The organism is Muriicola soli, from assembly GCF_004139715.1.
GTDB lineage: Bacteria > Bacteroidota > Bacteroidia > Flavobacteriales > Flavobacteriaceae > Muriicola > Muriicola soli.
In genome coordinates, this window is record NZ_CP035544.1 from 2,983,759 (window position 1) to 3,009,861 (window position 26,103).

A 26,103-nucleotide genomic window follows, 5' to 3' on the forward strand; every position below is an offset into this window, starting at 1 on the left:
TTTTTACAATACGCAATATGGCATATACAGAAGAAGAATTAAAGAAAGAGCTGGAAACCAAGGAATACGAATACGGTTTCTATACTGACATTGAATCTGACACCTTCCCCAAAGGATTGAATGAGGAGGTGGTCATTGCGCTTTCTAAAAAGAAGGAAGAACCAGACTGGATGACCGAATGGCGTTTGGAAGCCTACAGAGGTTGGAAGGAAATGGTAGAACCGGAGTGGGCAAACATCAGATATAAAAAACCCGATTTTCAGGATATCAGTTACTATTCAGCTCCGAATAGTAAGCCAAAATACGATAGCCTCGATGAGGTAGATCCGGAATTACTCGACACTTTTAAAAGACTGGGGATTTCCCTGGATGAACAGAAGAAACTTGCCGGAGTTGCAGTAGACATTGTAATGGATTCGGTTTCCGTTGCTACAACTTTTAAAAAGACCCTAGCTGAAAAAGGAATCATTTTCTGCTCTATTTCTGAAGCGATAAAGGAGCACCCTGAGCTCGTGAAAAAGTACATCGGCACAGTGATACCTCGTAAAGACAACTTCTACGCCGCTCTTAATTCAGCAGTTTTTACTGATGGATCATTTTGTTACATACCCAAAGGGGTGAGATGTCCTATGGAATTGTCTACTTACTTCAGGATTAACCAGGCAGGTACAGGGCAATTTGAGAGAACACTGGTAATTGCTGACGAAGGAAGTTATGTGAGTTACCTGGAAGGCTGTACAGCCCCATCTCGAGATGAGAATCAATTGCACGCTGCGGTTGTTGAACTTATCGCCCTTGACGATGCCGAGATCAAATATTCTACAGTACAAAACTGGTTCCCGGGAGATAAAGAAGGGAAGGGTGGAGTTTACAATTTTGTGACCAAAAGGGGAATTTGTGAGCGAAATGCAAAAATTTCCTGGACACAAGTAGAAACGGGTTCAGCCATTACATGGAAATACCCTTCCTGTATTTTAAAAGGGGATAATTCCATCGGTGAATTCTACTCTATAGCTGTCACCAATAACTATCAGCAAGCTGATACAGGGACAAAAATGATACACCTTGGGAAGAATACCAAGAGTACAATTATTTCCAAAGGAATCTCCGCAGGAAAATCACAAAACAGTTACCGCGGGCTTGTACAGGTAAACAGCAGGGCAGAAAATGCCCGAAATTTTTCTCAGTGCGATAGTCTGTTGATGGGGAATGAGTGTGGAGCCCATACTTTTCCCTACATCGAAGCAAAGAATAAAACAGCCCAGATAGAACACGAGGCAACCACCAGCAAAATTGGAGAAGACCAGATCTTCTACTGCAACCAGCGGGGGATTGATACTGAAAAAGCCATTGCCCTGATTGTCAATGGTTTTAGTAAGGAGGTACTAAATAAACTGCCTATGGAATTTGCAGTTGAAGCACAGAAACTCCTTGAAATAAGCCTTGAAGGTTCTGTAGGATAAGTAAATAAACTAAGATTAAAAGTAAAACGAAGATATCATGTTGAAAATTAAGAATCTGCATGCCAAAGTAGACGGGAAGGAGATCCTAAAAGGCGTGAACCTTGAGGTTTTGCCTGGAGAGATACACGCTATCATGGGGCCAAACGGTTCCGGGAAAAGTACACTGGCTTCCGTAATTGCGGGGAACGAGGATTTTGAGATCACCAAAGGGGAGGTCATTTTTGAAGGAGAAGATCTCGAAGATGCTTCTCCCGAGGAACGAGCCCATAAAGGAATCTTCCTTTCCTTTCAATACCCAGTGGAGATTCCGGGTGTCTCTGTAACCAATTTTATGAAGACAGCCATCAACGAATCCCGAAAAGGGCGTGGCATGAAAGATATGCCTGCTAATCAGATGCTGAAGTTGATCAGGGAAAAATCTGAATTACTCGACATTGACCGAAAATTCCTTTCAAGATCTCTCAATGAAGGATTCTCCGGGGGAGAAAAGAAGCGAAATGAAATCTTTCAAATGGCCATGCTGGAGCCCAAATTGGCAATTCTTGATGAAACCGATTCCGGATTGGATATCGATGCCTTGCGAATTGTGGCCAATGGGGTAAATAAATTAAAGAGCAAAGAAAATGCCGTAATCGTAATTACGCATTATCAACGACTACTGGAATACATTGTACCAGATAAGGTGCATGTTATTCACGATGGAAAGATTGTAAAATCAGGAAGTAAGGAACTGGCCCTGCAGCTTGAGGAGAAAGGATACGATTGGCTAAAGCAGGAAACGGTAGTATAAATTAAACAGTACCGGCAACCCTCGAAGGCTGCCTTAAATGAGTGAAGTTCAAAATGGATCTGAAAGAAAAATTAGTATCGTCCTTTATGGCATTCGAAAACAACGTGGATGTGGAACACCCTATTCACGATATCCGAACAGAAGCCATCAAGAATTTTGAAGAGAAAGGATTTCCCACGAAAAAGGATGAAGCCTGGAAATACACTTCCCTGAATAGTTTGCAGAAAATTGATTTCAGCATATTTCCGAAGGAAGAAAACACTCTGGAATATCACCAGGTTAAAAAGTATTTCCTGCACGAGATCGATACCTACAAAATCGTATTTATAGACGGGATCTACTGTTCCAATTTATCCGAAACAACTCATGACGGGGTAGATATCTGTTTGATGAGTTCAGCACTCACCAAGCCGATGTACAAGCCCGTAATGGATGTGTATTTTAATAAAGTCGCTTCCAAAGATGAGAGTCTTACTTCACTGAATACGGCATTTAGCAGGGAAGGAGCTTATATTTATATCCCCAAGAATAAGGCGCCGAAGAAACCCGTTGAGATCCTTCATTTTGCCACGGGGAACGAAGCTTCGCTGATGTTGCAGCCCAGGAACCTAATTATTGCAGAGGAAAACGCAGAATTACAGGTGATTGAAAGGCATCAGAGTCTTACAGGTAATGCGGTGCTCACCAATTGCGTCACAGAGATCTTTGCGGCAAAAAATGCAATTGTGGACTATTACAAGGTTCAGAACGACAGTAAGGTCGCCTCTCTGATAGACAACACCTATATTGCCCAGAAGGACAAAAGTGTTGTTAATGTTCACACCTTTTCCTTTGGCGGTAAGCTCACCCGAAATAACCTGAATTTCTTTCAGGATGGGGAACACATCGAATCTACGCTAAAAGGTGTCACCATACTTGGAGAAAAGCAGCACGTAGATCATCACACTTTGGTGCATCACCAGCAGCCCAATTGCGAAAGCCATCAGGATTACAAGGGGATTTACGGAGAGAAATCAACCGGTGTATTCAATGGAAAGATCATCGTTGATAAGATAGCGCAGAAGACCAATGCCTTTCAGCAAAATAACAATGTGTTAATCAGCGATAAAGCCAGCATCAACACCAAACCCCAGTTGGAGATTTTCGCCGATGACGTAAAATGCTCTCACGGTTGTACGATTGGTCAATTAGATGAGGACGCACTTTTCTACCTGCAATCCCGGGGAATTCCGCGGAAAGAGGCAACCGGACTACTGATGTATGCATTTGCGAACAACGTACTTGAAAGCGTTCGCCTCCCGGAATTGAAAAATCGGATCAACAAACTTATTGCCACAAAGTTAGGAGTTCGTTTAGGCTTTGACCTGTAAGAAAACCCTCCTAAAATATTCTTAATTAACTTTCTTTTAAAGGAAGAGGGAGTATTGATCATTTAGCTTAGTTGGACAAACCAAGTTAAAAACACAGCCATGATCAGATCTCTTTTTTGCGCATTTCTCCTCCTTTGTACTTTTGTTACCACCGCTCAGGATAAAAACTGGAGTATCGAAGTAAGTTATCCCATTTCCACCAATGATGCATTTGCTTCTTCTAACCAGGGAACGTTAGGAGCCGGTATCAAGTACCGTTTCGTTGACCTTAGAAAATTTAGGCTGGGAGTTTCAGCTGATATTACATGGTTCGCCACCACCATCGTTAATGATTCTGATCCTGTCCAGGAATTCAATTATCGAGATGTCTTTATTCAGCCCGGGTTTTTTGTTGAAGGACCCCTTTCCGCTAATGGTAAACTACGATTTTCCGCAGGCGTAGGTTGGACGTGGTTGTATTCCAGGGGAGGTAGGGCCTTTTTTGATGAATTCGGCCGTGTTCAGGGTGTAGATTGGGCAAATGGTTTAAACCTGAATATAGGGTTGATCTATGACATTACCCCAAGTATCTTTGTACAAACTCAGTACGATCATCTTTTTATATCCGGCGATGTCACAGACGGGAATATTGGCCTGATCAAGTTGGGTGGGGGATTCCGATTCTGACCTGAGTAAAGTCTTATAGGCAAAATGGCTTGTCTTTCGGTATAATTTGAAAGTATAAAGATGTATACCTTTAATTTATAAATAGGAATCGCAATGTATTAAATATACCTATGGGCTAACTACGAAATACTATAGGACGAACACAGTAATTACAGAGGTCTTCGGTATCTTTGTGCCACATGGAAAAGACAATGATCAATATTGACAAAATAAGAAAGGACTTCCCTATCCTCAACAGGAAAGTGAATGGGAATCCCCTGATCTATTTCGACAATGCTGCGACCTCTCAAACCCCTAAAATGGTAATGGATGTAATTGTCGATTACTACAGCAATTACAATGCTAATATCCACAGGGGGGTTCATACCCTGGCTCAGGAAGCTACTGAAGCTTATGAAGGGGGGAGAAGGAAAATTCAGCAATTCTTTAACGCCGCAAAAAGTCATGAGATCATTTTTACCTCAGGGACCACCCACGGTATAAATCTGGTAGCACAAGGGTTTACACACTTTGTCAAAGAAGGTGATGAGGTTTTAGTTTCGGCCATGGAACACCATTCTAATATTGTACCCTGGCAAATGCTGTGTGATCGGACTGGTGCGACTTTAAAGGTGATCCCGATGAATAAGGAAGGTGTTCTACTGATGGATAAGTACCAAGACATGCTGTCCGAAAAGACCAAATTGGTGGTATGTAACCATGTTTCCAACGCCCTGGGGACAATAAACCCAATTGAAGAGATTATTCCTATGGCTCACGCCGTAGGTGCGGCCGTATTAATCGATGGAGCACAGTCTTCCCCGCATATAAAGGTAGATGTACAGAAGTTAGACGTCGATTTCTACACAGCTTCGGCACACAAACTATGTGGCCCTACAGGGATTGGGATGTTGTACGGCAAGGAGGAATGGCTCGCTAAATTACCTCCTTATCAGGGAGGTGGTGAGATGATCGCAGAAGTAACTTTTGAAAAGACCACCTACGCAGACCTTCCCTATAAATTTGAGGCCGGCACCCCTAATATATGCGGAGGCATAGCCTTCGGGGCCGCGCTTGATTACCTCAACCAAATAGGGCTTGACGCTATTGAGCAATACGAACACGAGTTACTTGAATATGCAACCAAAAAGCTTTTAAAAATTGACGGTTTGCAGATCTATGGAACTGCCACTGATAAAACGGCAGTGATTTCATTTAATATCAAGGGTATTCATCCTTATGACATCGGTACTTTACTGGATAAAATGGGAATCGCTTTGCGAACAGGGCATCACTGCGCCCAACCCGTGATGGATTATTTTCAGATACCGGGAACGATCAGGGCCAGTTTTAGTTTTTACAATACAAAAGAAGAAATAGACCGATTTCTTGATTGCCTGGAAAAGGCCAGGCAAATGCTCACATAGGTCTTTACAGTACAATTCTCTTATCCCGACTTTTGATCTTAGTACGTTTCATTCAACTTGTTTACACTTTAGCGAAAAATTTCACATTTTCTTAATATTTTGTTAAATATTATTAAATTGGGCGGCATATAATCCATTTAATTAAAACAAATGATAAGAAAAACATTTTTTGGGATAGCCGTACTGTCCCTAGCCATGGTCTCCTGTGAGAAAGAATCAAATGAGGCCGCCATCATCAATGCTCAGGAAATCCAGGTAGACATGAGCGACTTTTATGTGTACACGGATGAGGTTGATGATTTTTTTGCTAAAGGTGAAAAGGGGAAGCATTGTGCCTCCATGTCAGTTTTAAATGCGGAGTTAAGCAAGAATCCGGGCCTGGAACGGAAAATGTATGATATAGAAAAGCAAGCCCGAAAATTTATTGCCTCAAAAAAACCAGACGGTAAACCCGGTAACGGCAATGGTGGCGGTAATGGCGACGGAGGTGGAGGTGGAGATCCGGTTGACGATGGCCTGGGAGCTATAAGTATTCCGGTTGTTGTTCACGTCATTTACAATCAAGCTAATCCGGATGAAAATATCAGCAGTGCACAGATCAATTCTCAGATCAGTGTCCTGAATGCAGATTTTAATGCAACGAATAATGATAAAAACCAGGTCCCATCTGAATTTAGCGGACTTGCAGCAAATTCTGATATCAATTTCAATTTAGCTCAGGTGATTCGCGTGAGTTCCACAAGAACTTCCTGGGGTACAAATAATGCCATGAAATACTCTTCAAATGGCGGCTCCGACGCCGTATCTCCACAAACTCACCTAAACATTTGGGTGTGTAATATCGGCGGAGGAATACTGGGATACGCTCAATTCCCGGGTGGAAATTCTTCTACTGACGGAGTTGTTATTTCTCCTCAGTATTTTGGTACAACAGGATATGTATCGGCACCTTTTGATAAAGGAAGAACGGCCACCCACGAAGTGGGGCACTGGGCAAATTTACGCCATATCTGGGGTGACGGAAGATGCCGTCAGGACGATTTTGTCTCGGACACCCCTTCTTCCGACCGTCCTAACTACGGATGCCCAACCTATCCAACAGCTCATTGCAGGTCTAATGATATGACCATGAATTACATGGATTATACCAATGATGCGTGTATGTATATGTTTTCCGAAGGCCAGAAAGCTAGGATGCGGGCAATTTTTGCTCCGGGAGGACCAAGAGATGCTTTCCTTCCTTAACCAAATAATATTATAGTTGTAAAAGGCGCCCATTGTGGCGTCTTTTTTGTAGTTTCTCTATCAAAGTAACTTTATGAAGTACGCCTACCTGATCTGTTTGTCAATTACCATTTTTAAAGGATGTTCTCAGGAATTCAAGGGAGAGTTGCTGGAATCAGTTCGATATTCGGTCAGTACCAGGGGGTATTATTATGAACTTGTGGCCAGTCCCGAATATACCATGATAAAAAAAGACCGAAATCTTGATACTTATCACAAGACTCCAATGTCACAAGAAGACTGGAATACGATCATTAATATGCTCAAAAGAGTAGATGTATACACCCTTGAAAACCTCGAGACCCAAACAGGCATGAGTAGTGCAGACAGAGCCGCCATGGCCGAACTAAGTGTTGTCTATGATAAAGAAGAATACATTACTAATTTATTCGATGAAGGATCTCCCCCAGGGCCATAGAATCTTTGATAAACAAATTGTTAGTATTGGCCGAATCAGTTGAAAGACAGTAATACTTATCGTATTTTTGCGACAAATTAATGAGGATGAGCATACAGGAAATACAAAGGGAGATCGTAGACGAATTTTCCATGTTCGACGATTGGATGCAGCGCTATGAATACATGATCGAATTAGGGAAATCCCTACCCCTTATAAAGGAAGAATACAAAACTGAAGACCACATTATAAAAGGATGTCAGAGCAAGGTTTGGGTGAATGCTGAATTGGAGAATGACAAGTTGATTTTCACAGCAGACAGTGATGCGATCATCACCAAGGGCATCATCGCCATACTGATCAGGGCCTTCAGCAATCAGAAACCGCAAGACATAATTGATGCAGAAACAAGCTTCATCGATGAAATAGGCCTGAAAGAACATCTATCCCCAACAAGAGCAAATGGCCTGGTAAGTATGATCAAGCAGTTAAAACTTTATGCGGTGGCTTACCAAACACAACTAAATTAAAAGTAAAATGAGCGAAACAGCTGTAGATACTCAGGAGTTAGGAGAAAAAATCGTCAGGATACTGAAGACTATTTACGATCCGGAAATCCCGGTTGATATATACGAATTAGGGCTGATTTACGATGTATTTGTCAATGAGGATAATGAGGTTAAGATCCTTATGACCCTTACCTCCCCCAACTGCCCGGTGGCGGAGACCCTTCCCGTAGAAGTTGAAGAGAAGGTTAAATCACTTGATATCATCAAGGATGCTGAGGTTGAAATTACATTCGACCCGCCCTGGAGTCAGGAATTGATGAGTGAGGAAGCAAAATTGGAATTGGGCCTGCTCTAGGCGTCATCTCAAATCACCCTCAAATGTCAAATGAAATTGTAAACAGAGTTAGTTCTAGTCCGCTGGTCACTTTTGACCTGGAAGCGTACTATCCGGAGGGGAAGAGACTGCTCCTAGATATCAGTCCGTGGCTGTTGGAAGGCATCATACTCAAGGAAAAAGAATTCAGGCAATACATCAACGAACATCCCTGGGAAGATTACAAAGATGCTTTTGTGGCCCTTCATTGTTCCACGGATGCTATTGTTCCCGGTTGGGCTTTTATGCTCGTGACCACTAAACTTCAACCCTGGGCGGCTGAAATAGTACAGGGCGATCTTAACCTGCTTGAAACCGTACTCTATAAAAGGGTCATAGATGAACTAGATGTCACCGGTTTTGTGAATAAACCCGTGATCATCAAAGGCTGCTCTAACAAACCGGTACCGGCAAATGCCTATTTATGGGCAACAAATAAACTTCAAGGGGTAGCAAAAAGCGTAATGTACGGAGAGGCCTGTTCTTCGGTACCACTTTTCAAGAAAAAGTAAAACCTTTTACTCTCTTTCATTTTGAGGTCATAAGTGAGCCTGATATTTCACTTTCGCCTATGATCAATTTGATTTTTCGAATATTTAATACAGTCCCTTTCACACTGAAATAACCACTTATTCGATGGATTAGTCAATTGCAATATTAGTTGCAGGGGCTTTGGTAACGGGCAACCATTTGTGCAGACAAATAAAGCCAATGTATCTTAATCTGACTGTGTGCAATTGGGGAAGGATAAAAATGAAGCGAGTTGCAAAGCCTCCTTTTGTCCTCCTACGGGAAATTTTAGGTGATTGCTATCAGGTGTATCCATGAGAAGTTAGAAACCATAATGAACTATACTAAAAAAACCCTGATCGACTGATCAGGGTTTTTTATTAGTAGGTCTTTTAATAAGATCTAAAGTCTTAGCGTTAATTTGGGGAAATGAACACTAAAGTAGAAAGTTCAAGGTAGGATTTGGGGATGAACACTTACACTTAACTACACTGTAAATGTATCTCAGTAAGCTTCGGAGGCCAAAACTATGTTGTCAACTACGGGGTTCTTGTTGTGAAAAATATCAAGGGTAAAAATCTTCGGTGAAATACACTTATTTTTAATAAGCATCCAGGTTTTCAGGATATAAAAAGTTGTTATACGGGAATCGGGTTACGTGGATATCCCTTACCGCGCGGTAGACTCTTTTCTTAAATTCATCCAGATTTTCCTTATTCAGGGCTGAAATAAAAAGGGCATGGTCTCCCATCCGCCTCATCCAGGTCTTTTCCCATTCGTCCAGGCTCATATGCCTCGAGGTCTTTTCTGTTGTGAGATCATCTTCAGCTATTACCTCTGGTTGATAAAGGTCTATTTTATTGAAGACCATAATTGTTTCCTTGTCGTCCGAACCAATCTCGAGCAACACCTGGTTTACAGAATCGATATGCTCTTCAAAATTGGGATGAGAGATATCTACCACATGAAGCAGGAGATCAGCCTCCCTTACTTCGTCAAGGGTGCCCTTAAAACTCTCCACCAACTGAGTGGGAAGCTTCCTGATGAATCCAACGGTATCGCTCAGTAAGAACGGTAGGTTACCTATAACCACTTTTCTAACGGTGGTATCCAGGGTAGCAAATAGCTTGTTTTCGGCAAAGACTTTGCTCTTGCTGATAACATTCATCAGCGTAGACTTGCCCACATTGGTATAGCCCACAAGTGCCACTCGCACAAGAGATCCGCGATTTCCTCGCTGTGTCTCCATTTGACGGTCTATCTTGGTAAGTTTCTTTTTGAGCAAGGCGATACGATCCCTTACAATACGCCGGTCAGTTTCTATTTCGGTTTCTCCCGGACCACGCATCCCAATTCCCCCACGTTGGCGTTCAAGGTGAGTCCAAAGGCCTGTTAGCCTGGGGAGCAGGTATTCGTACTGGGCCAGTTCTACTTGGGTTCTGGCGTAACTGGTCTTTGCCCTCTGGGCAAATATGTCGAGGATCAGGCCGGTTCTGTCGAGGATCTTGCAGCGCAGTTGTTTTTCAATATTTCGTTGCTGTACTGGTGTAAGCTCATCATCAAAGATCACAGAGCCGATCTCGTTCTCCTTTACATAGGCCTCCACTTCCTGCATTTTTCCACTCCCGATAAAGGTTTTGGGATTTGGGGTGTCTATCCTTTGTACAAACCGCTTGCTGACCTCCCCACCCGCAGTATAGGTAAGAAATTCAAGTTCATCAAGATACTCCGTTACTTTTTCCTCGTTCTGTTCCCTATTAATCACACCAATGAGAACAGCTTTTTCATATTCTATAGATTTCTTTTCTAGCATACCCTTTAATATAGTGCAAAGCTACACAATACCTGTAAAGCTATTTTGTATTTTAGGAATCATATAACAGAGATATGGCATTTACCCTATTTCGCTCGAGCAAGGAAGCGAATGTTTTTACGATCGCCTTTTATAACCTGGAAAACTTATTTGACACCCGGGATGATCCTCATAAACTAGATGACGATTTTACTCCTAAAGGGTTTAAAAAATGGACACCTAAGCGCTATCGCAGAAAAATTAAAAAATTAGCGAAGACCATTTCCCGTTTGGGAGTGCAAACCAGTAATTACCCGCCTGTTCTCGTAGGATTAGCAGAATTGGAGAATAAATTGGTGATTCGTGAAATGCTCGACACAAAGGCACTCCGGGGAAAGGGGTATAAATACATCCACTTCGATTCTCCCGATGAAAGAGGAATAGACACGGCCTTACTTTACCATCCGCAGCATTTTGAAGAAATTTCATCTGAGAACATTTTCCTGCAAGTTCAGAATCCGGACGGACGCCCTGATGCTACTCGCGATATTCTTTACGTCCACGGCAAGCTCCACGGTGAACCCGTACATATTTTTGTGAACCATTGGCCTTCGAGAAGAGATGGCGCAAGTGAAACAGCCTATAAACGAATCAAAGCAGCAGAGACCATCCACAGTACCATGAGATTGATCGAGAAAAAGGAGAAGAAACCTAATTATTTGGTTATGGGCGACTTTAATGACGGACCGTTTGACAAAAGTATAAAGACTTTGTTAAGTGGGACAGATCTTTACAATCCGATGGAAAGACTGATAGGGGAGGACAGGGGAAGTGCAAACTACAAACAACGCTGGTCCCTCTTCGATCAAATTATACTGTCAAATACATTTTTTAATAAAGGATCAGGGCATCATAGTTTTGCCCATGCAGATATTTTTGATGATCACTTATTAAAGGAGTGGAGCGGGCGGTATAAAGGCAATCCTTTTCGAACTTACGTTGGTAAAAAATACCTCGGAGGCCATAGTGACCATTTTCCGGTCTACATACAATTGCGATTAATAAAAACTGAAGAATAACAGATGCGCTATTATACTCTGAGAATCTCTTCCTCGGCCAGAAGCGTTTCATTTCTCAACCTTAATAATACCTGAGCCACGGTGATCACATCTCTTTCGCAGTAAAGAATAATACGGTCCAGATCTTTATCCTTGTAAAATACCTCGCGAACCATACTTCCGTCGATGTCTTCCTTTGGGGAAGGGATACCCAGCACATGGGCCATGAGTTTTAAAGAGGTATAATGTTTATAATCTCCAAATTTCCACAATTCCATGGTATCGAGATGGGGGACTTCCCATGGTTTTTTACCAAAATGGTTGAGTTTTTCAGGAAGCGGAATATTGTGGATGATCATACGCCGGGCGATATATGGAAAATCAAACTCTTTCCCGTTGTGGGCACAAAGCAGATACTTTCTGGACGTAAAATGACTTTCCAATAAAGAACGAAATTCTTTTAGTAAGGTTAATTCATCCCCGTGAAACGTAGTGACTCGAAATTTTCGCAGACTCCCCTTAAAGTGAAAATAACCTACAGAGATACAGATGATCTTGCCGAATTCGGCCCATATTCCTGCATTTTCATAGTATTCTTCTGCAGTAATCCCCTCTCCTCTTTTGTATTTTGATTTCTGATCCCAAAGACTCTGTTTGTTTTCATCAAGCTGATCGAATTCCGGAACTTCAGGAACGGTTTCAATATCGAGAAAGAGTATGTTCTCCAGATCAATTTTCTTCAGCATAGTAATAATCAATTGTAAATGTACTGCAGGGGGCTTCGCAAAATTAAAGATACCAAGTTTTGATATTTTAGGATGTTATACTCCAGACAAAGAGAAGACATTATCCCGAAACAAACCTTCAGTAAACAGCCCCTTGTTTAAGAATGCGTATTTTTAAGAAAAAATTGCATGAAATATTTCACTAAAATAGGCTTTTGCCTGCTTGTGTTTCTGGCGGCTTCCTGTTCCAGGGATAATGCGCCCGGAACTATTGAAGAAGAAGTGTCCCTGCCCGATTTCCGGTTGATTGGTGAAGATGAAGGGAACATTTATCAATACTCCTATGACGCTTCCCTGGAAAGCGGTACAGAGACTAACCTCACACAAAGCCTGGGAGTTGATCCTTTTTATCTAACGCTGCGTCAGGTGGCTGCAGAAGTTAGCTTTTACAGCTTCTCTTCCGATAATTTTTCCCTTATCCAACAGAATACCTTAACAGGGCAATCAACTTTATATCCAAACTTTTATACTGTTTCTGAAGATCGATCCATTACCTGGGGGACAAATTCCGAAGACCGCATCTTTTTGGGCTATTATAGTCCTAAAGGAAGTCGGGATTTCGGACTAAGAACGCTAGATCCCGAGGATGGGAGTTTTACTGATCTATCTCTCGACACTAATATCCAGCAGGCTTATGATCCTTTGTACTTCCGGCAACGACTTTTTATTACCTATAAGGATGAAGCGGGGGATTACAAGATCGTGGTCTTTAATACGGAAAGTGGTACCGTAATGGTAACCCTGGATTATGGATTTGGCATACCCAATTTGCTAATCGATGAATTGGGGAACATTGGAATTCTTATCGGTCTGGGTAATTCAGATTTTATATATCAGGTTTTCGATTTGGAGACCCTTGATGAAATAAATGAATTCGCTTTTTCTTTGGATGAATTCCTGCCACCGGGTCCTTTACAGGGAGATATCTTTGAAACAACGCTTTACTACACCAATTTCCTGGCACAGCCTTCAACAGTTCCATTTGGCCCGGCATACTTCGATTTTGAAACCAATGTAAATTTCGTGGTGGATATTCTCGGGATCGTCCAACAAGTGGAAATGGATACAGGATTTACTGTTGCATTAACCGCGCTACGCTACTATAATGAAGCTGAAATATTTCTGATGGGATATGCCGATGCAAGTTCGCCGGCAGATCTCAACGGAGGGGTTCTTGCCATTTCTAAAACAGGACAATTATTGAGTCGGATTGAACTGCCTTTTGTCCCCACATACTTTGTAAAGCCTTAAAATCGCGTTTTAAACTGGCCGGTCGGTTTGCACTTAATTGAATTGTGATTGGGTCAACAGGACTTTTCAAGCGACAGACCAAAATGATCGATAAAAAGTCAAAAAAGTAAAATTAAAAGGAGTACAAACTGACTTTAGAAACCGGTTAGTCGGTTAATCCGGGAAGAGCGACTGCTGCTTTGAAGGGCTTTCGTGGTTTAAAAGCCATTTTTTCCGATCTAATCCACCTGCGTACCCTACGAGATCTCCATTACTTCCTATCACTCTATGACAAGGAATAATGACCCAAATAGGGTTCTTCCCATTGGCCGCAGCAGCAGCACGGATAGCTTTGGGATCACCCAATTTTTTAGATAGATCCATGTAAGAAATTGTTTTTCCGTAAGGGATCCGACTAAGTTCTTCCCATACCTTTTTCTGGAATTCGGTTCCCCTGGGGTTTAGTGGAAGATCAAATTGCTTTCGACTTCCGTTAAAATATTCCTGAAGTTGATAAATAGCATCCTCGAGTACTTCAGGATGGTCTGCAATTAAATTTTGATTTCCGCCTATCAAACTAACGGATGTAATACCATTCTGATCTCCTTCAATTTGAGCTTTTCCAAGGGGTGTTTTTAAAAATGCTGTGGCCATAGAAGGGGATTGAAGATTGCTGCAACTTTGTCTTGTGAAGTTACAAAAAAGGGAAGTCTAAAGTTTGTCCAGGTAATCATAAAACAACTGATGGAGGGAAGTACGGATATTCAATTCGTACAATTGCCGGTGATCTCGACTGGGATAAACCCGGTTAGATAGAAAAATAAAAACCAATTGGTATTTAGGATCAGCCCACACGAAAGTACCCGTAAATCCGCTATGTCCAAAGCTTTCGGCACTAGCTGATGGTGCCGGATATGCATCTTTTAGATCCTTTAGAGCGTTATCTAATAATGGTTTGTCGAAACCAAGTCCCCTTCGGTTCTTATTATTTGGATATTGTATCCTGGTAAATTCTTTTACGGTTTCCTCTTTTAAATAGCGTCTTCCATCGAGATGGCCGTAATTTTGATACATCTGCATAAAGCGAAACAGGTCTGTAGCTTTTCCGAAAAGTCCTGCATTACCCGATACGCCTCCAAATAAGGATGCGTTTTCATCGTGTACATATCCCTTAACAAGGTCCTTTCTGTACAGGGAATCCAATTCCGTGGGAATTATGCTATTCGGGAATCCTTTCTTTGACGGAAGGTATCCTAATGACGGGATATTCAGGGGGAAGGTGAATTCCTTGCGCAGTAAATAAGGATAGGAATTCCCGGTCACTTTCTCTATCAATTTAGGGAATAACAGAAACGCCAGTCCAGAATACGAATATTCCTTGATTGAATCCACAGCAGAGCGATTGATTTCCCTGAAGATCTTATGCTCAAAGGTATTTCTCACCCAAATCCCGTCGTATGCCTGCTTTTGGAATTGTTTGCCGGGCATTGTCCTGATGTACCTGCTTTTTATTTTCCCTTTTTCCAGAACTTCTTTCAGAAAGACGATATAGGGGGTAAGTCCGGCTTGGTGACTGAGAATTTCGCGCAGTGTAAGTTCTTTTTTATCCTTTTTACTCTGCCATGCCGGCCAGTACTTACTAAATGGCACATCCAGATCGAGTTGACCTTCCTCAACGAGTTTCATCAACAAGGGCAGTGGCCCTAGAATCTTGGTTACTGAAGCCAGGTCGTAAAGATCTGTTTTTTCTACGGGCAGAAGACTGTCATAAGTTTGATATCCGTAAGTCTTATGAAAGAGGATTTCTCCTTTTACCGCTACCAGGAGTTGCGCGCCCGGGAAGGCCTTATTTATTATACCTTTCGTTATAATCGAATCGGTCTTTCTGCTAGTCTCTTTAAGAAGTTGATTTCCATGAATTTGGCTCCTTAATTTTGATAATATACTAAACAGTATAATGAAAAGAATAAAGGCATACCTGGGAATCATAACCTTTTATATTGTAGTCAAATTTAGGGAACTCTATCATTGTTAACCAAGCAGTGGTACGGCCTCTTTGGCAAAATAACTTGCTATAATATTAGCTCCTGCTCTTTTAATTGAGATGAGTTGTTCAAGCATTACGGCGTCATGGTCTAACCAGCCTTTTTCAGCTGCAGCTTTCAGCATGGCGTATTCACCCGAAACCTGGTACACTGCAAGGGGAACGTCAACTGCCTCCCGCAAATCCCTTACGATATCGAGATAACACAGTCCGGGTTTTACCATAATGATATCGGCTCCTTCATCAATGTCCATTTCGGCTTCTTTAATCGCTTCAAGTCGGTTTCCCGGATCCATCTGATAGGTTTGTTTGTCCTTGGGAGCATTTTTGGAGGCCACGGGTGCAGATTCCAAAGCATCGCGAAATGGGCCATAAAAGCCACTGGCGTATTTTGCCGCATAGCTCATAATCCCTGTACTGGTTAGCTCTTCATCCTCCAGAGCTTCCCGTATAATTTTTATCCTGCCATCCATCATGTCGCTGGGGGCTACGAAATCAGCACCTGCCAGTGCATGTGAAACACTCATTTCAGCTAGTACTGCGTTCGTTGCATCGTTAAGGATCTGTCCATTGGCAACGATGCCATCATGCCCAAAGGAAGAATAGGGATCAAGAGCCACATCGGTCATTACCAGCATATCGGGACAGGCATTTTTCACGGTCTTAATAGCCCGCTGCATAAGTCCGTGCGTATTTAGAGCTTCTGCACCAGTATTATCCTTGAGATTATCCGGAATTTTTACAAAAAGCAACACGGAACACAAGCCCATATTCCACAATTCCTTTACTTCTTTTTCAAGATGGTCAAGGCTTAATCTGTAATACGAGGGCATAGAAGGAATTTCTTCCCTGATACCATTACCTTCCGTCACAAATAGCGGAACCAAAAAATCCTCAGCCTGTAAGGTTGTTTCCCTGACCATCTTTCTTATGGACGGATTGCTGCGTAAAATTCTATTTCTTCTAAGTGGGTACATGCTGTTGAATAATTTCTAATTAAAGGTAGTGGAATTGAACATAATCTATAGCATAATCTCTCCCCTTAAATAGGGTTTGGCTTTCCCTGTGATCAGTACCCGATCTCCTCTTAACGCACACTTCAATGTACCCCCTCTTTGTGAGAGTTGTTTGGCCAACATATTTTCCTTACCTAAGCTTTTAGCCCAGTATGGGGTAAGGCTGGTGTGGGCTGATCCGGTAACCGGATCTTCAGGGATTCCGCAGCTGGGGGCAAAAAACCTCGACACAAAATCAACTTCATTCCCCGGAGCAGTAACGATGATACCTCTCGCGTCAATTTTATCCAGGAGAAAAAAGTTGGGTTGCATAGAGGTTATCTCCTCCTGATTCCTGTAGATCAGGACATAATCCGTTTTCCCCTTGTACATTGAAAGGGGCTCAGCACCCAAGGCAATTGTGATTTCTTCATTTATAGGAACCTCCTTCAATTGATCAACCGGAAAATCCAGTGTCAGTTCACCTGAAGCCTCTCTCCTGACCGTTAAATGTCCGCTTCGCTCAGATTGAAATCGGATAAGATCAGATTCGTGATTATAGTATTGAAAAAGAACATAAGCCGAGGCCAGGGTGGCATGTCCGCACAGATCAACTTCCAGTTCGGGGGTGAACCAGCGAATCTGATACTGATCCCCGCTATGCACAACAAAGGCAGTCTCCGCCAGGTTGTTTTCCATGGCTATTTTTTGCATAAGGTCTTCGTCTAGCCAGGAATCAAGCACACAAACTGCAGCGGGGTTACCTGTGAATAATTTCTCTGCAAAGGCATCGATCTGGTATAGTTTCAGTGTTTTCATATTGCGTTCTGTATTAGTTGGCGATCCAGTTTCTAGGGGATTTTAAGACCTCCATTAGTTTCGATTCCTCACTTCCCTTCTCGGGCTGATGATCGTATTTCCATTGCACTTTAGGAGGAAGACTCATTAGAATACTTTCAATACGGCCATTAGTTTTCAGACCAAAAAGGGTGCCTTTGTCGTGCACCAGGTTGAATTCCACATATCTCCCCCTTCTGATTTCCTGCCATTCTCTTTGCGCAGGGGTAAAAGGCAGCTCTTTCCTGCGTTTGAGAATAGGAATATAGGAAGGCAGAAAGGAATCCCCTACCTCGGTAACAAAGTTATACCACTGTTCAAGAGAGAAATCTTCAGCAGGCTTACAGTAGTCGAAGAATAGTCCGCCCACCCCCCTGGCTTCCTCTCTGTGGGTATTCCAGAAGTATGTATCGCATTTTTGCTTATACCGTATGTAGAATTCCGGATGATGTTGGTCACAAGCCTTTTTACAAACCTCGTGAAAATGTCGGGCGTCCTCTTCAAAGAGATAATAGGGGGTTAGGTCCTGGCCTCCCCCAAACCACTGATCAACGATCACTCCGTCCTTGCCATAAAGCTCAAAATATCGCCAATTGGCATGCACAGTGGGGACCATAGGATTTAAAGGATGCAGGACCAGACTTAGGCCGCAAGCAAAGAAATCGGCTTGCTCTACTTTAAAGTAAGCTTTCATACTGTCTGGTAGGGCACCGTGAACCGCTGAGATATTTACCCCTCCTTTTTCAAATACCCTTCCATTCTGAATGACACGTGTTCTGCCTCCCCCTCCTTCAGGTCTTTCCCATAGATCCTCTTGAAAAGAAGCCAAACCGTCTATCATTTCCAGTTTGTTGCAGATAGTATCTTGAAGTGATTGTATGTAAGCGTAAAATTTTTCCTTCATGATTTTGGGTCTAGTAAATGTACGAGTTGCGTCGCTGGCATATGATTGATCTCTTCCAGAGAGGTTACTTTTACGGAGCGTTCTGTCAAATTGAGAAAAAGCGTCACTCCCGACTGAATATCAGAGCTGGAATTTGATTTAAAAAGCGCTCTGCCAACGGCGTTATTATGTAAATCCATGGCATTGGAGACTGTATTACCAGGCAAGATTTTTTCATGCATTGCTGTGATCTTCTCTGTCCATAAAAGTACTTTGTCCTTGTCCTTTACTCTTTTGTAGCATCCTTTAGCGATAAGCCAGTTCCACAGGGCGTGCCTGAAGGCATTTGCGGGAGCGTTTCTGCGATGAGACACTCCAAAATGAGTGTTTGCGAAGGCAATTGTCTTTTTTGTCGCTTTATAAGTGGGCCAGATAAAACGGAAATGAGACAGACACAGTACAATCAACTGACCCAACTGTCTTGGTTTTGCCCGCCTTATGACTCCCCAAAGTTCTTTCACCCTTCAGAATAGGATTTTACAGCCTCAATAAAGGCCCCCGCATTTTCTACAGGTATGGTTGGCAAAATCCCGTGCCCCAGATTAACAATATACCTGTCTTTACCAAACTCACGAATCATTTGGTTCACCATCTTTTTGATTTCTGACGGTTTTGAAAATAAACGTGAGGGATCAAAATTCCCCTGCAAGGTTATATTTCCTCCACTGAGGTAACGTGCATTCTGGGGTGAGCAAGTCCAATCCACCCCCAGAGCCGAGGCCCCCGATTGTGACATGGTTTTCAGAGCAAACCAGCAACCTTTCCCAAAAACAATTACCGGAATTTCCTCTTTGAGTGCATCTATGATCTGTTGAATATAGGTCCATGAAAACTCATTGTAATCCTGTGGCGACAACATTCCCCCCAGGAATCAAAAACCTGTACGGCATTTACTCCGGCTCTTACCTTGGCTTTTAAGTAAGCGATTGTGGTATCGGTAATTTTCTGCAATAGGGAATGGGCAACCGTGGGTTGCGTAAAACAGAACTCTTTGGCCTTGTCAAAAGTCTTACTTCCTTGTCCTTGTACGCAGTAGCACAGAATAGTCCAGGGAGAACCTGCGAAGCCGATTAGGGGTACTTCATCCTGTAGTTTTTCTTTGGTCATTTTTATGGCCTCCATTACGTAGCCCAGGCTCTCCTCTACATCAGGCACCACCACCTTGTCCAGGGCATTTTGCGAACGGATGGGGTTAGGGAGGTAAGGCCCGAAGTTAGGCTTCATCTGCACTTCAATTTCCATGGCCTGGGGGATCACCAGGATGTCGCTGAACAAGATGGCAGCATCCATGCCATACCTTCTGATAGGTTGCACCGTAATTTCCGAAGCAAGTTCAGGAGTCTGGCAACGCGTAAAGAAATCATACTTTTTCTTGATCTCCATAAATTCCGGAAGATACCTGCCCGCTTGCCTCATCATCCACACAGGGGGTCGAGTTACAGTTTCGCCCTTAAGGGCCCTAAGGAAAAGGTCATTTTTAAGTGCCATAGGTTATGATATTGCTATTGTAGGATAAATTTCGATCAATTTGTTCAGTACCGAATCTGTAGTTGGGTTGTTCGCAACCCAGACCGTACTAAAATGCTTTCGCGCTTCCCTTGCTGTGGTTTCCCCAATACAGATTGCCTTAGCATTACCGGCTGAATTTTCTATCAAAAAACTCTGAATCCCACTGGGACTATAAAACAAGATACATTCAAAATGGCAGGAGAATATCTGGGGATTGAGATGTGTTTCGTACACACGAATTTCTTCAAACTTGATATGATGACGCATAAATACCTCCCTGAGCTCAGGTCTGTTCCTATTCCCGGTAAAAATCAAAAACGGACCTTTTTCGGGTTGCTTTACTATAAAATTACCCAATTTCGACGCATTTTCGGCCATTTTGATCACTTTCAGGCCTTTTTCCCTTAGAAGAGAAGAGGTCTTTTCCCCAACACAGTAGCATGCCACTTCGCTTTGAACTGAGGTGTCATTCTTATTGTTTCGAAGAAATCCCTTTACCCCATTCTTTGAAGTAAAAATATAGTGTCTGAAATTGGTTGGAAGTTGGGCATTGAGTAGGTTAACAGTGATAGCATCATAGGTCTCTACGCTGATACCTTCTTTTTTCAGCATTTTCATCTGTAAATCACTCAGACTTCTTGTTGAAAGAATAGGGTTCATTTTCCGAGTTGTGCTTTAATCTCCGACATTAATTTTATTCCTCCCTGTTTCTGTATCTCTTCGGCATAAGTTTTACCTGAATGAGCGACTTTCTCAATATTTCCATGATCCTGTACTTCCAGTTTTTGGCGTCCATCAAGGGAAAGTAGTATTCCTTTAAAGTGCATGACCTCTTCCTCAATTAGGGCGAGGGCACCAATTGGTGCGGTACATCCACCTTCCAGGGTCTTTAAAAATTCCCGTTCCAAAGTAGTGCAGATTTCGGTTTCCCTGTCATTCAACGGGCCAAGGGCTTCCCGGCAATAGGAATTATCCTCCATGGTGACCACCATCATTGCTCCTTGTGCAGGGGCGGGGATCATCCACTCCAGAGTACTGTACTGCTCGGGAAGAAGTGAGATACGTTCGAGTCCGGCTGCCGCAAAGATAGCTGCATCCCAATTGTGGGTCCTGAATTTCTCTAAACGTGTATTTACGTTTCCCCTGAGTTCAGTGATCTCATGCAGGGGATATCGGTGCAGCCATTGAGCTCTTCGCCTCAGGCTACCCGTTGCCACAATTCCTTCAGCATTTAAAAAATCGAGGCCTTTGTGTACCAGGAGATCATGAGGGTTACCCCTTTTGAGGATCGCCCCCTGAACAACGCCTTTTGGAAGACTGGTGGGTACGTCTTTCATCGAATGAACGGCAATATCAATCTCTCCTTTAAGCAAAGCTATATCGAGGGTTTTCGTAAAGATCCCGGTGATTCCTAACTCGTACAATGGCTGGTCTAAAATTAGGTCGCCCGTGGCTTTTACCGAGACAAGTTCACATCGGCACCCGAATTCCTCGAGCTTATTTTTTACGGTATTGGCTTGCCACAAGGCAAGTTCACTATCCCGGGTTCCGATCCGGATCACCTTGCTCATAACTTGTCAACTTCAAGTTGAAAAACACGTTGAATGAGTTCGAGGCTGTCATCGGCATCCACTTCGGTATCCTTTAAATGATTGGCAAATTGTTTGGTGATTTTCTGGATGATTCTTTCCGAAATAATATCAGCCTGTTCCGAATTAAAGTCGGGTAACTTCTTCGATTGAAAATCGAGCTCCTGTTCCTTCATGGTTTTCAGCTTCTGCTTTAAGGCCTTGATGACCGGAGCAAATTTTCGGGTTTCCAGCCATTGAATAAACTCTTTCTTTACCTCTTCGATGATCTTTTCCGCTTTGGGAATGTATTTTTTGCGTTTTTCAAGGGTCTTGTCTGTGCGCTGTGATAGGTGGTCTAAATGGACGAGAGTTAGCTGAGGTACTTCAGTTACGTCTTCCGCCACATTCTTCGGGATAGAAAGGTCGAGGATTAGCAGGGGTTTATTGATATGGATCAGGGATTTTGAAATCGTAGGGGTTTGCGCTCCTGTAGCCACGACGAGGATGTCGGCTTGCCGGATCTCTTCCTGTAATTCTCCGTAGTCTTTCACCAGTAGATTGAATTTTCCGGCAATTTTCTCGGCCCTGTCCCTGGTCCTGTTGATAAGCGTAATATGGGTATTTTCAGTATGCTTGAGAAGATTTTCACAAGTGTTTCTTCCAATCTTGCCCGTACCGAAAAGCAAAATGTTCTTTTCAGATATATCGGAGATGTTCTCAAGGATATATTGCACCGATGCGAAGGCTACAGAAGTGGCACCACTCGAGATCTCGGTTTCATTTTTAATCCTCTTGCTCGCCTGCAGGATGGAGTTGGTAAGGCGTTCGAGAAAAGGATTGCCCAATCCGTTTTTCTTAGAGCGGGTAAATCCTTTTTTGATCTGACTTATAATCTCAAAGTCGCCGAGAATCTGACTGTCCAGGCCTGTGCCTACCCTAAACAGATGATTGATGGCTTCGTAATTTTTGTACACGTATCCCACTTCCTGAAATTCCTCTACACTACCTTTGGAATTATCACATAAAAGCTTGATCAACTGAAAGGGATGTTGAGCAAATCCGTGAAGTTCGGTCCTATTACAAGTGGCTGTGATCAACAATCCATCGATACCGAGTTTCCTTGCTTCTTTCAGGATGTTTTCTTCTGCAGATTCATCGAGACTGAATTTACCTCTTAAAACCGCATCGGCTTTCAGATAACTCAACCCCACCGTGTAGAACGAATTGTGTTTAGATAAGTGGTAATTCTTCATCATAGCAACTTGGCAGCAAATTTAGGTCCTTCATCTATAGAAAAATAACGCTGTAGGTACTTAAAGTATCGTTTTAAGTTTTTTTGGATTCCAGCTGTGGTATAATCACTCAATACTCGTAATTTTGTAGTAATAACGGAAGATGTAATAAAAATAATTTAGACTTGTTCTAAATAACTAAGAAGGGAATACTAAGATTATGGAACAGAAAAATATCGCTGAAGGTTCAATACAGGAAATCCATATTGAACACGGTTTTTCGATCTTAAAAGTGCAGAATGAAACTTCTGAAATACAGGCGTTTACCAAAAATATAGACCGTTCCTTTTTGCAATTTCATTTTTGTATCAAAGGCGGGGTGAAATTTATTTACAATCAGGGCGGGTACGCTCTGGACGTACCGGCAGAGCAATCCCTTTTGTTGTATAATACTCAGCTGGACCTTCCCTTAAATTGCGAATTGCAAGCCAATTCCTGGATGTTGTCTCTGGTAATGAGTATTCAGAAATTCCATTCTCTATTTTCCCTTCAGGCAGAGTATATTCCTTTTCTCAGCGAAGATTTTAAAGATAAGAAATACTATACCCAGGAATTGATAACCCCGCCAATTGCCGTGGTCTTGAGTCAGATCATGAATTATAACCTTCATCCAAATATCACTGATTTATACCTCAAAGGAAAAGTTTACGAGTTGATAGCCTTGTATTTTAACCGTGCAGATACCACTTCGATAGAACAGTGTCCATTTCTGGCTGATGAAGATAATGTAAAACGCATCAGGCGGGCCAAGGAAATTATTCTGGAGCGAATGGTCGAACCCCCTACATTAAAAGAACTCTCTGAGGAAATTGGTCTAAGCCTGAAAAAACTCAAGGAGGGATTCAAACAGATATACGGTGACACGGTATACAGTTTTCTTTTTGACTATAAGATGGAATTGGCCAGAAAAATGCTCGAATCTAATCAATACAATGTCAACGAAGTTGGACTAAAAGTGGGATACAGTACTTCCAGCCACTTCATTGCTTCCTTCAAAAAGAAGTATGGAACTACGCCAAAAAAATATCTGATGGCTCAAGGGCAATAAGAATTGTAACGAGCCTTGTTTCTCTTAATTTTTTAAATTGGATCAAATTCCTGATCTTTAAAGGACAACCTTTAATAAACAAATTCAGGATGAACCTCAATCAAGTAACCGTGCCCTCGATGGACTTGGTTAAGTCCATAACTTTTTACGAAAAGATCGGTTTGAAAATTATCGTAAAGGCCTTGCCTCACTATGCCAGATTTGAATGTCCTGAAGGTGATGCTACCTTTTCGGTACATCAGGTAGAAAGATTGCCGGAAGGAAGTGGAATCATGGTGTATTTTGAATGTAAGAATTTGGACCAGTACGTTGAAGAATTGGTGGGAAAAGGAGTCGCTTTTGACGAATTGCCAAATGACAAAAGATGGATCTGGAGAGAGGCCCGATTAAAAGACCCGGATCAAAACCAACTGGTTTTGTATTATGCAGGGAAGAACAGAAAGAACCCTCCATGGAGGATTGTATAATCCAAATCTACTAGGAATGAGCTTTAAGAATACTTTGTTATTGGGCCTGACTATTGCCCTTATTCTAATGGGATGCGAGCAAGGAAAGAAGAATGCTAAAGAAAGTGCAACCTCTGAAGAATTGCCTGTAATTATCCCAAAAATACTTGTATTTACTAAAACTCAGGGTTACCGACACCAGGCCATAGAAAAAGGGGTGAGTACCCTTCAGGACTTATCGAAAACAAATTCATTTACCATCATCCAGACTGAAAATTCTGAAGATTTTAATAGGGAAAATTTAAAGAAGTATACCCTTGTGATCTTTCTCAGTACCACTTTGGATGTGCTCAATGAATTACAACAGCAGACCTTTACAGAGTATATCAATCAGGGTGGAAATTTTATGGGCGTACATGCCGCATCTGATACGGAATACGACTGGCCATGGTACGGCAATTTAGTAGGGGCGTATTTTAAGAGTCATCCCGAGCAACAGCAAGCCACAATTGAGGTGGTAGATCGATCTCATTTATCCACCAAACATTTGAATGAGACCTGGATTCACTTTGATGAATGGTATAATTTTAAGTCGATAAATCCGGATATAAATGTATTAATGCAAGTCGATGAAAGCTCATATACAGGAGGAGAGAACGGGGAAAGGCATCCAATAGCCTGGTACCACGAATACGAGGGCGGACGTTCATTTTACACCGGGCTGGGGCATACCGAAGAAGCCTATGATGACCCCGATTTTCAACAACACTTGTTAGGAGGGATTTTTTACTGCCTTGGGCGGGACGATTCAAATTAAAAGTTCGGTCTCGCCACGATCACCCCGGTATTTTTATTAATCTTTTTGAGGTAGTCAACCAGGGGCAGGTCTGAAATTTCGACAGCACCCGAGGAGGACGCGTGCAACAGGTGAATACGATCATCAGGCATCCTAATCGCAAATCCCGTATGGGTTACATCCAGGCCTTCAATTGAAGTTGCGAGGGCTATTATGTCTCCAGATCGTATCATATCCTCATTTTTCTTCAACATTTCTACCGGCAGTACACAGTATGGTTGATCTACAAGAGATTTTTCCACTATTACCATTTCCTGAAATGTTTTTTCCCCTTCAAGGGCCTGATAAAGGGAGCGGTGCCCTGTCATAAAATGTAGGGCTTTGGGAGTATTAATTCCTCCTAGAGATTCAGTGATGTCCCTTATCAAACCTTTGGCCTCATTGTTTGCGATCCACTCCGTAAAATAATGCAGGCGGGAGGCATAGCCATTCAGATTTCCATCTCTATACCTGATTTTTTCGAGTGCCTGTGTAAAGTTGTCAAAGCCGGCATTCGGATTTTGTTTAATCAAACCAAGGGCTAGAACGTTTTCTACAAAGGTGGTACAATCCAAACCTTTCAAATCTATGACAAGTGTTTCCTCTGGTCCAGTTTCAAGGGTCTTAGCTATGTACGGAGTTCCGATAAATGTTTTTCCAATCGCCACTAGGGTTTTCCCGGGTACATCTGTAGAAATCTGTTGTATTTCACCAATTTTCAATTCCACAGCACTCCGGTTTTCAGGGGAACAGCTGATCTTTTGGGAGTGAACACCCGCACTGACAAACAGGATGAAGAAGAAGAAAGTATAATAGTTCATATTCATTGTATAAAACAAAGATATGGCAATATGTCCTTTCAGTAATTTGAAAGATGTAGTAGAATCGTTTATTGTGCAACCTGATTTGTAATTCTTCCGTCGAATAATTTGGTTTAGTGTAAAAAAAAT

The 26,103-nt window shown here is 42.4% G+C and carries 27 protein-coding genes and 1 pseudogene; 15 read left to right on the top strand and 13 right to left on the bottom strand.

What is annotated here, in order from left to right; genetic code table 11:
• The first annotated feature begins 17 nt into the window (after nt 1-17).
• The 10 genes from sufB (at nt 18) to EQY75_RS13595 (ending at nt 8,770) form a co-directional block, all read left to right on the top strand.
• The gene (gene sufB / locus EQY75_RS13550) at nt 18-1,463 is read left to right on the top strand and encodes a Fe-S cluster assembly protein SufB (RefSeq protein WP_129606712.1); all 1,446 of its coding nucleotides are present in this window, start codon (nt 18-20) and stop codon (nt 1,461-1,463) included.
• A gap of 37 nt (nt 1,464-1,500) precedes the next feature.
• Entirely contained in the window at nt 1,501-2,253 is a 753-nt protein-coding gene (gene sufC / locus EQY75_RS13555; protein WP_129606714.1) for a Fe-S cluster assembly ATPase SufC, read from the top strand.
• Between the two features lie 53 nt (nt 2,254-2,306).
• Complete coding sequence (gene sufD / locus EQY75_RS13560; protein WP_129606716.1) at nt 2,307-3,623, top strand: Fe-S cluster assembly protein SufD; 1,317 nt, start codon at nt 2,307-2,309, stop codon at nt 3,621-3,623.
• 99 nt (nt 3,624-3,722) lie between these two features.
• Nucleotides 3,723-4,289, top strand: coding sequence for an outer membrane beta-barrel protein (locus EQY75_RS13565; protein WP_129606718.1), 567 nt, complete (start codon nt 3,723-3,725; stop codon nt 4,287-4,289).
• Between the two features lie 179 nt (nt 4,290-4,468).
• Nucleotides 4,469-5,695: an aminotransferase class V-fold PLP-dependent enzyme gene (locus EQY75_RS13570; RefSeq protein ID WP_281278411.1), complete on the top strand. Its 1,227-nt coding sequence runs from the start codon at nt 4,469-4,471 to the stop codon at nt 5,693-5,695.
• A gap of 153 nt (nt 5,696-5,848) precedes the next feature.
• Nucleotides 5,849-6,940: a zinc metalloprotease gene (locus tag EQY75_RS13575; RefSeq protein WP_217349984.1), complete on the top strand. Its 1,092-nt coding sequence runs from the start codon at nt 5,849-5,851 to the stop codon at nt 6,938-6,940.
• Between the two features lie 73 nt (nt 6,941-7,013).
• Entirely contained in the window at nt 7,014-7,397 is a 384-nt protein-coding gene (locus tag EQY75_RS13580) for a hypothetical protein (RefSeq protein WP_129606722.1), read from the top strand.
• An 86-nt stretch (nt 7,398-7,483) separates the two neighbouring features.
• On the top strand, nt 7,484-7,906 hold the full coding sequence (locus EQY75_RS13585) for a SufE family protein (protein ID WP_129606724.1): 423 nt from the start codon (nt 7,484-7,486) through the stop codon (nt 7,904-7,906).
• A 7-nt stretch (nt 7,907-7,913) separates the two neighbouring features.
• A complete protein-coding gene (locus EQY75_RS13590) occupies nt 7,914-8,240 on the top strand; it encodes a DUF59 domain-containing protein (RefSeq protein WP_129606726.1) in 327 nt (108 codons plus the stop codon).
• Nucleotides 8,241-8,263: 23 nt separating this feature from the next.
• Entirely contained in the window at nt 8,264-8,770 is a 507-nt protein-coding gene (locus EQY75_RS13595; protein ID WP_129606728.1) for a DUF2480 family protein, read from the top strand.
• Nucleotides 8,771-9,369: 599 nt separating this feature from the next.
• Here EQY75_RS13595 and hflX read toward each other — a convergent pair.
• The gene (gene hflX, locus EQY75_RS13600) at nt 9,370-10,581 is read right to left on the bottom strand and encodes a GTPase HflX (protein WP_129606730.1); all 1,212 of its coding nucleotides are present in this window, start codon (nt 10,579-10,581) and stop codon (nt 9,370-9,372) included.
• A gap of 74 nt (nt 10,582-10,655) precedes the next feature.
• Between hflX and EQY75_RS13605 the strand changes: the two genes are divergently transcribed.
• Entirely contained in the window at nt 10,656-11,639 is a 984-nt protein-coding gene (locus EQY75_RS13605; protein WP_129606732.1) for an endonuclease/exonuclease/phosphatase family protein, read from the top strand.
• Nucleotides 11,640-11,650: 11 nt separating this feature from the next.
• Here EQY75_RS13605 and EQY75_RS13610 read toward each other — a convergent pair whose 3' ends face one another.
• The gene (locus tag EQY75_RS13610; protein ID WP_129606733.1) at nt 11,651-12,364 is read right to left on the bottom strand and encodes a 3'-5' exonuclease; all 714 of its coding nucleotides are present in this window, start codon (nt 12,362-12,364) and stop codon (nt 11,651-11,653) included.
• A 168-nt stretch (nt 12,365-12,532) separates the two neighbouring features.
• Here EQY75_RS13610 and EQY75_RS13615 point away from each other — a divergent pair, with 168 nt between their 5' ends.
• Nucleotides 12,533-13,654 carry a hypothetical protein gene (locus EQY75_RS13615; protein ID WP_129606735.1) on the top strand — a complete coding sequence of 374 codons (1,122 nt, stop codon included), beginning with the start codon at nt 12,533-12,535 and terminating at the stop codon, nt 13,652-13,654.
• Between the two features lie 153 nt (nt 13,655-13,807).
• On the opposite strand, the gene EQY75_RS13620 is transcribed toward EQY75_RS13615, so the two are convergent.
• The 10 genes and pseudogenes from EQY75_RS13620 to hemA form a co-directional block, all read right to left on the bottom strand.
• Nucleotides 13,808-14,287, bottom strand: coding sequence for a methylated-DNA--[protein]-cysteine S-methyltransferase (locus EQY75_RS13620; protein WP_129606736.1), 480 nt, complete (start codon nt 14,285-14,287; stop codon nt 13,808-13,810).
• Nucleotides 14,288-14,344: 57 nt separating this feature from the next.
• The gene (locus EQY75_RS13625; RefSeq protein ID WP_129606738.1) at nt 14,345-15,622 is read right to left on the bottom strand and encodes a serine hydrolase domain-containing protein; all 1,278 of its coding nucleotides are present in this window, start codon (nt 15,620-15,622) and stop codon (nt 14,345-14,347) included.
• A 42-nt stretch (nt 15,623-15,664) separates the two neighbouring features.
• Nucleotides 15,665-16,654, bottom strand: a complete 990-nt coding sequence (gene hemB, locus EQY75_RS13630) for a porphobilinogen synthase (RefSeq protein ID WP_129606740.1) — start codon at nt 16,652-16,654, stop codon at nt 15,665-15,667.
• A gap of 45 nt (nt 16,655-16,699) precedes the next feature.
• The gene (locus EQY75_RS13635) at nt 16,700-17,491 is read right to left on the bottom strand and encodes a PhzF family phenazine biosynthesis protein (RefSeq protein ID WP_129606742.1); all 792 of its coding nucleotides are present in this window, start codon (nt 17,489-17,491) and stop codon (nt 16,700-16,702) included.
• Between the two features lie 13 nt (nt 17,492-17,504).
• Nucleotides 17,505-18,413: an oxygen-dependent coproporphyrinogen oxidase gene (gene hemF / locus EQY75_RS13640; protein WP_129606744.1), complete on the bottom strand. Its 909-nt coding sequence runs from the start codon at nt 18,411-18,413 to the stop codon at nt 17,505-17,507.
• The gene (locus tag EQY75_RS13645) at nt 18,410-18,913 is read right to left on the bottom strand and encodes a DUF6973 domain-containing protein (protein WP_129606746.1); all 504 of its coding nucleotides are present in this window, start codon (nt 18,911-18,913) and stop codon (nt 18,410-18,412) included. Before EQY75_RS13645 ends, hemF begins: the two co-directional genes overlap by 4 nt.
• Nucleotides 18,910-19,871 (bottom strand): annotated as a pseudogene (hemE, locus tag EQY75_RS13650) (uroporphyrinogen decarboxylase). Before hemE ends, EQY75_RS13645 begins: the two are co-directional and overlap by 4 nt.
• A gap of 72 nt (nt 19,872-19,943) precedes the next feature.
• The gene (locus tag EQY75_RS13655; RefSeq protein ID WP_129606748.1) at nt 19,944-20,621 is read right to left on the bottom strand and encodes a uroporphyrinogen-III synthase; all 678 of its coding nucleotides are present in this window, start codon (nt 20,619-20,621) and stop codon (nt 19,944-19,946) included.
• A complete protein-coding gene (gene hemC, locus EQY75_RS13660; RefSeq protein ID WP_129606749.1) occupies nt 20,618-21,532 on the bottom strand; it encodes a hydroxymethylbilane synthase in 915 nt (304 codons plus the stop codon). The genes EQY75_RS13655 and hemC overlap by 4 nt, the downstream gene beginning before the upstream one ends.
• Nucleotides 21,529-22,785 (bottom strand): glutamyl-tRNA reductase, encoded by a 1,257-nt coding sequence (gene hemA, locus EQY75_RS13665; RefSeq protein WP_129607120.1) that lies wholly within the window; start codon nt 22,783-22,785, stop codon nt 21,529-21,531. Before hemA ends, hemC begins: the two co-directional genes overlap by 4 nt.
• A gap of 199 nt (nt 22,786-22,984) precedes the next feature.
• Here hemA and EQY75_RS13670 point away from each other — a divergent pair, with 199 nt between their 5' ends.
• The 3 genes from EQY75_RS13670 (at nt 22,985) to EQY75_RS13680 (ending at nt 25,135) form a co-directional block, all read left to right on the top strand.
• Nucleotides 22,985-23,872: an AraC family transcriptional regulator gene (locus EQY75_RS13670; protein ID WP_129606751.1), complete on the top strand. Its 888-nt coding sequence runs from the start codon at nt 22,985-22,987 to the stop codon at nt 23,870-23,872.
• 89 nt (nt 23,873-23,961) lie between these two features.
• Entirely contained in the window at nt 23,962-24,339 is a 378-nt protein-coding gene (locus tag EQY75_RS13675) for a VOC family protein (RefSeq protein WP_129606753.1), read from the top strand.
• A gap of 16 nt (nt 24,340-24,355) precedes the next feature.
• The gene (locus EQY75_RS13680; RefSeq protein ID WP_129606755.1) at nt 24,356-25,135 is read left to right on the top strand and encodes a ThuA domain-containing protein; all 780 of its coding nucleotides are present in this window, start codon (nt 24,356-24,358) and stop codon (nt 25,133-25,135) included.
• Here EQY75_RS13680 and EQY75_RS13685 read toward each other — a convergent pair.
• On the bottom strand, nt 25,132-25,974 hold the full coding sequence (locus tag EQY75_RS13685; protein WP_129606757.1) for an N-acetylmuramoyl-L-alanine amidase-like domain-containing protein: 843 nt from the start codon (nt 25,972-25,974) through the stop codon (nt 25,132-25,134). The two genes, EQY75_RS13680 and EQY75_RS13685, sit on opposite strands and share 4 nt — an antisense overlap.
• Nucleotides 25,975-26,103: the final 129 nt, after the last annotated feature.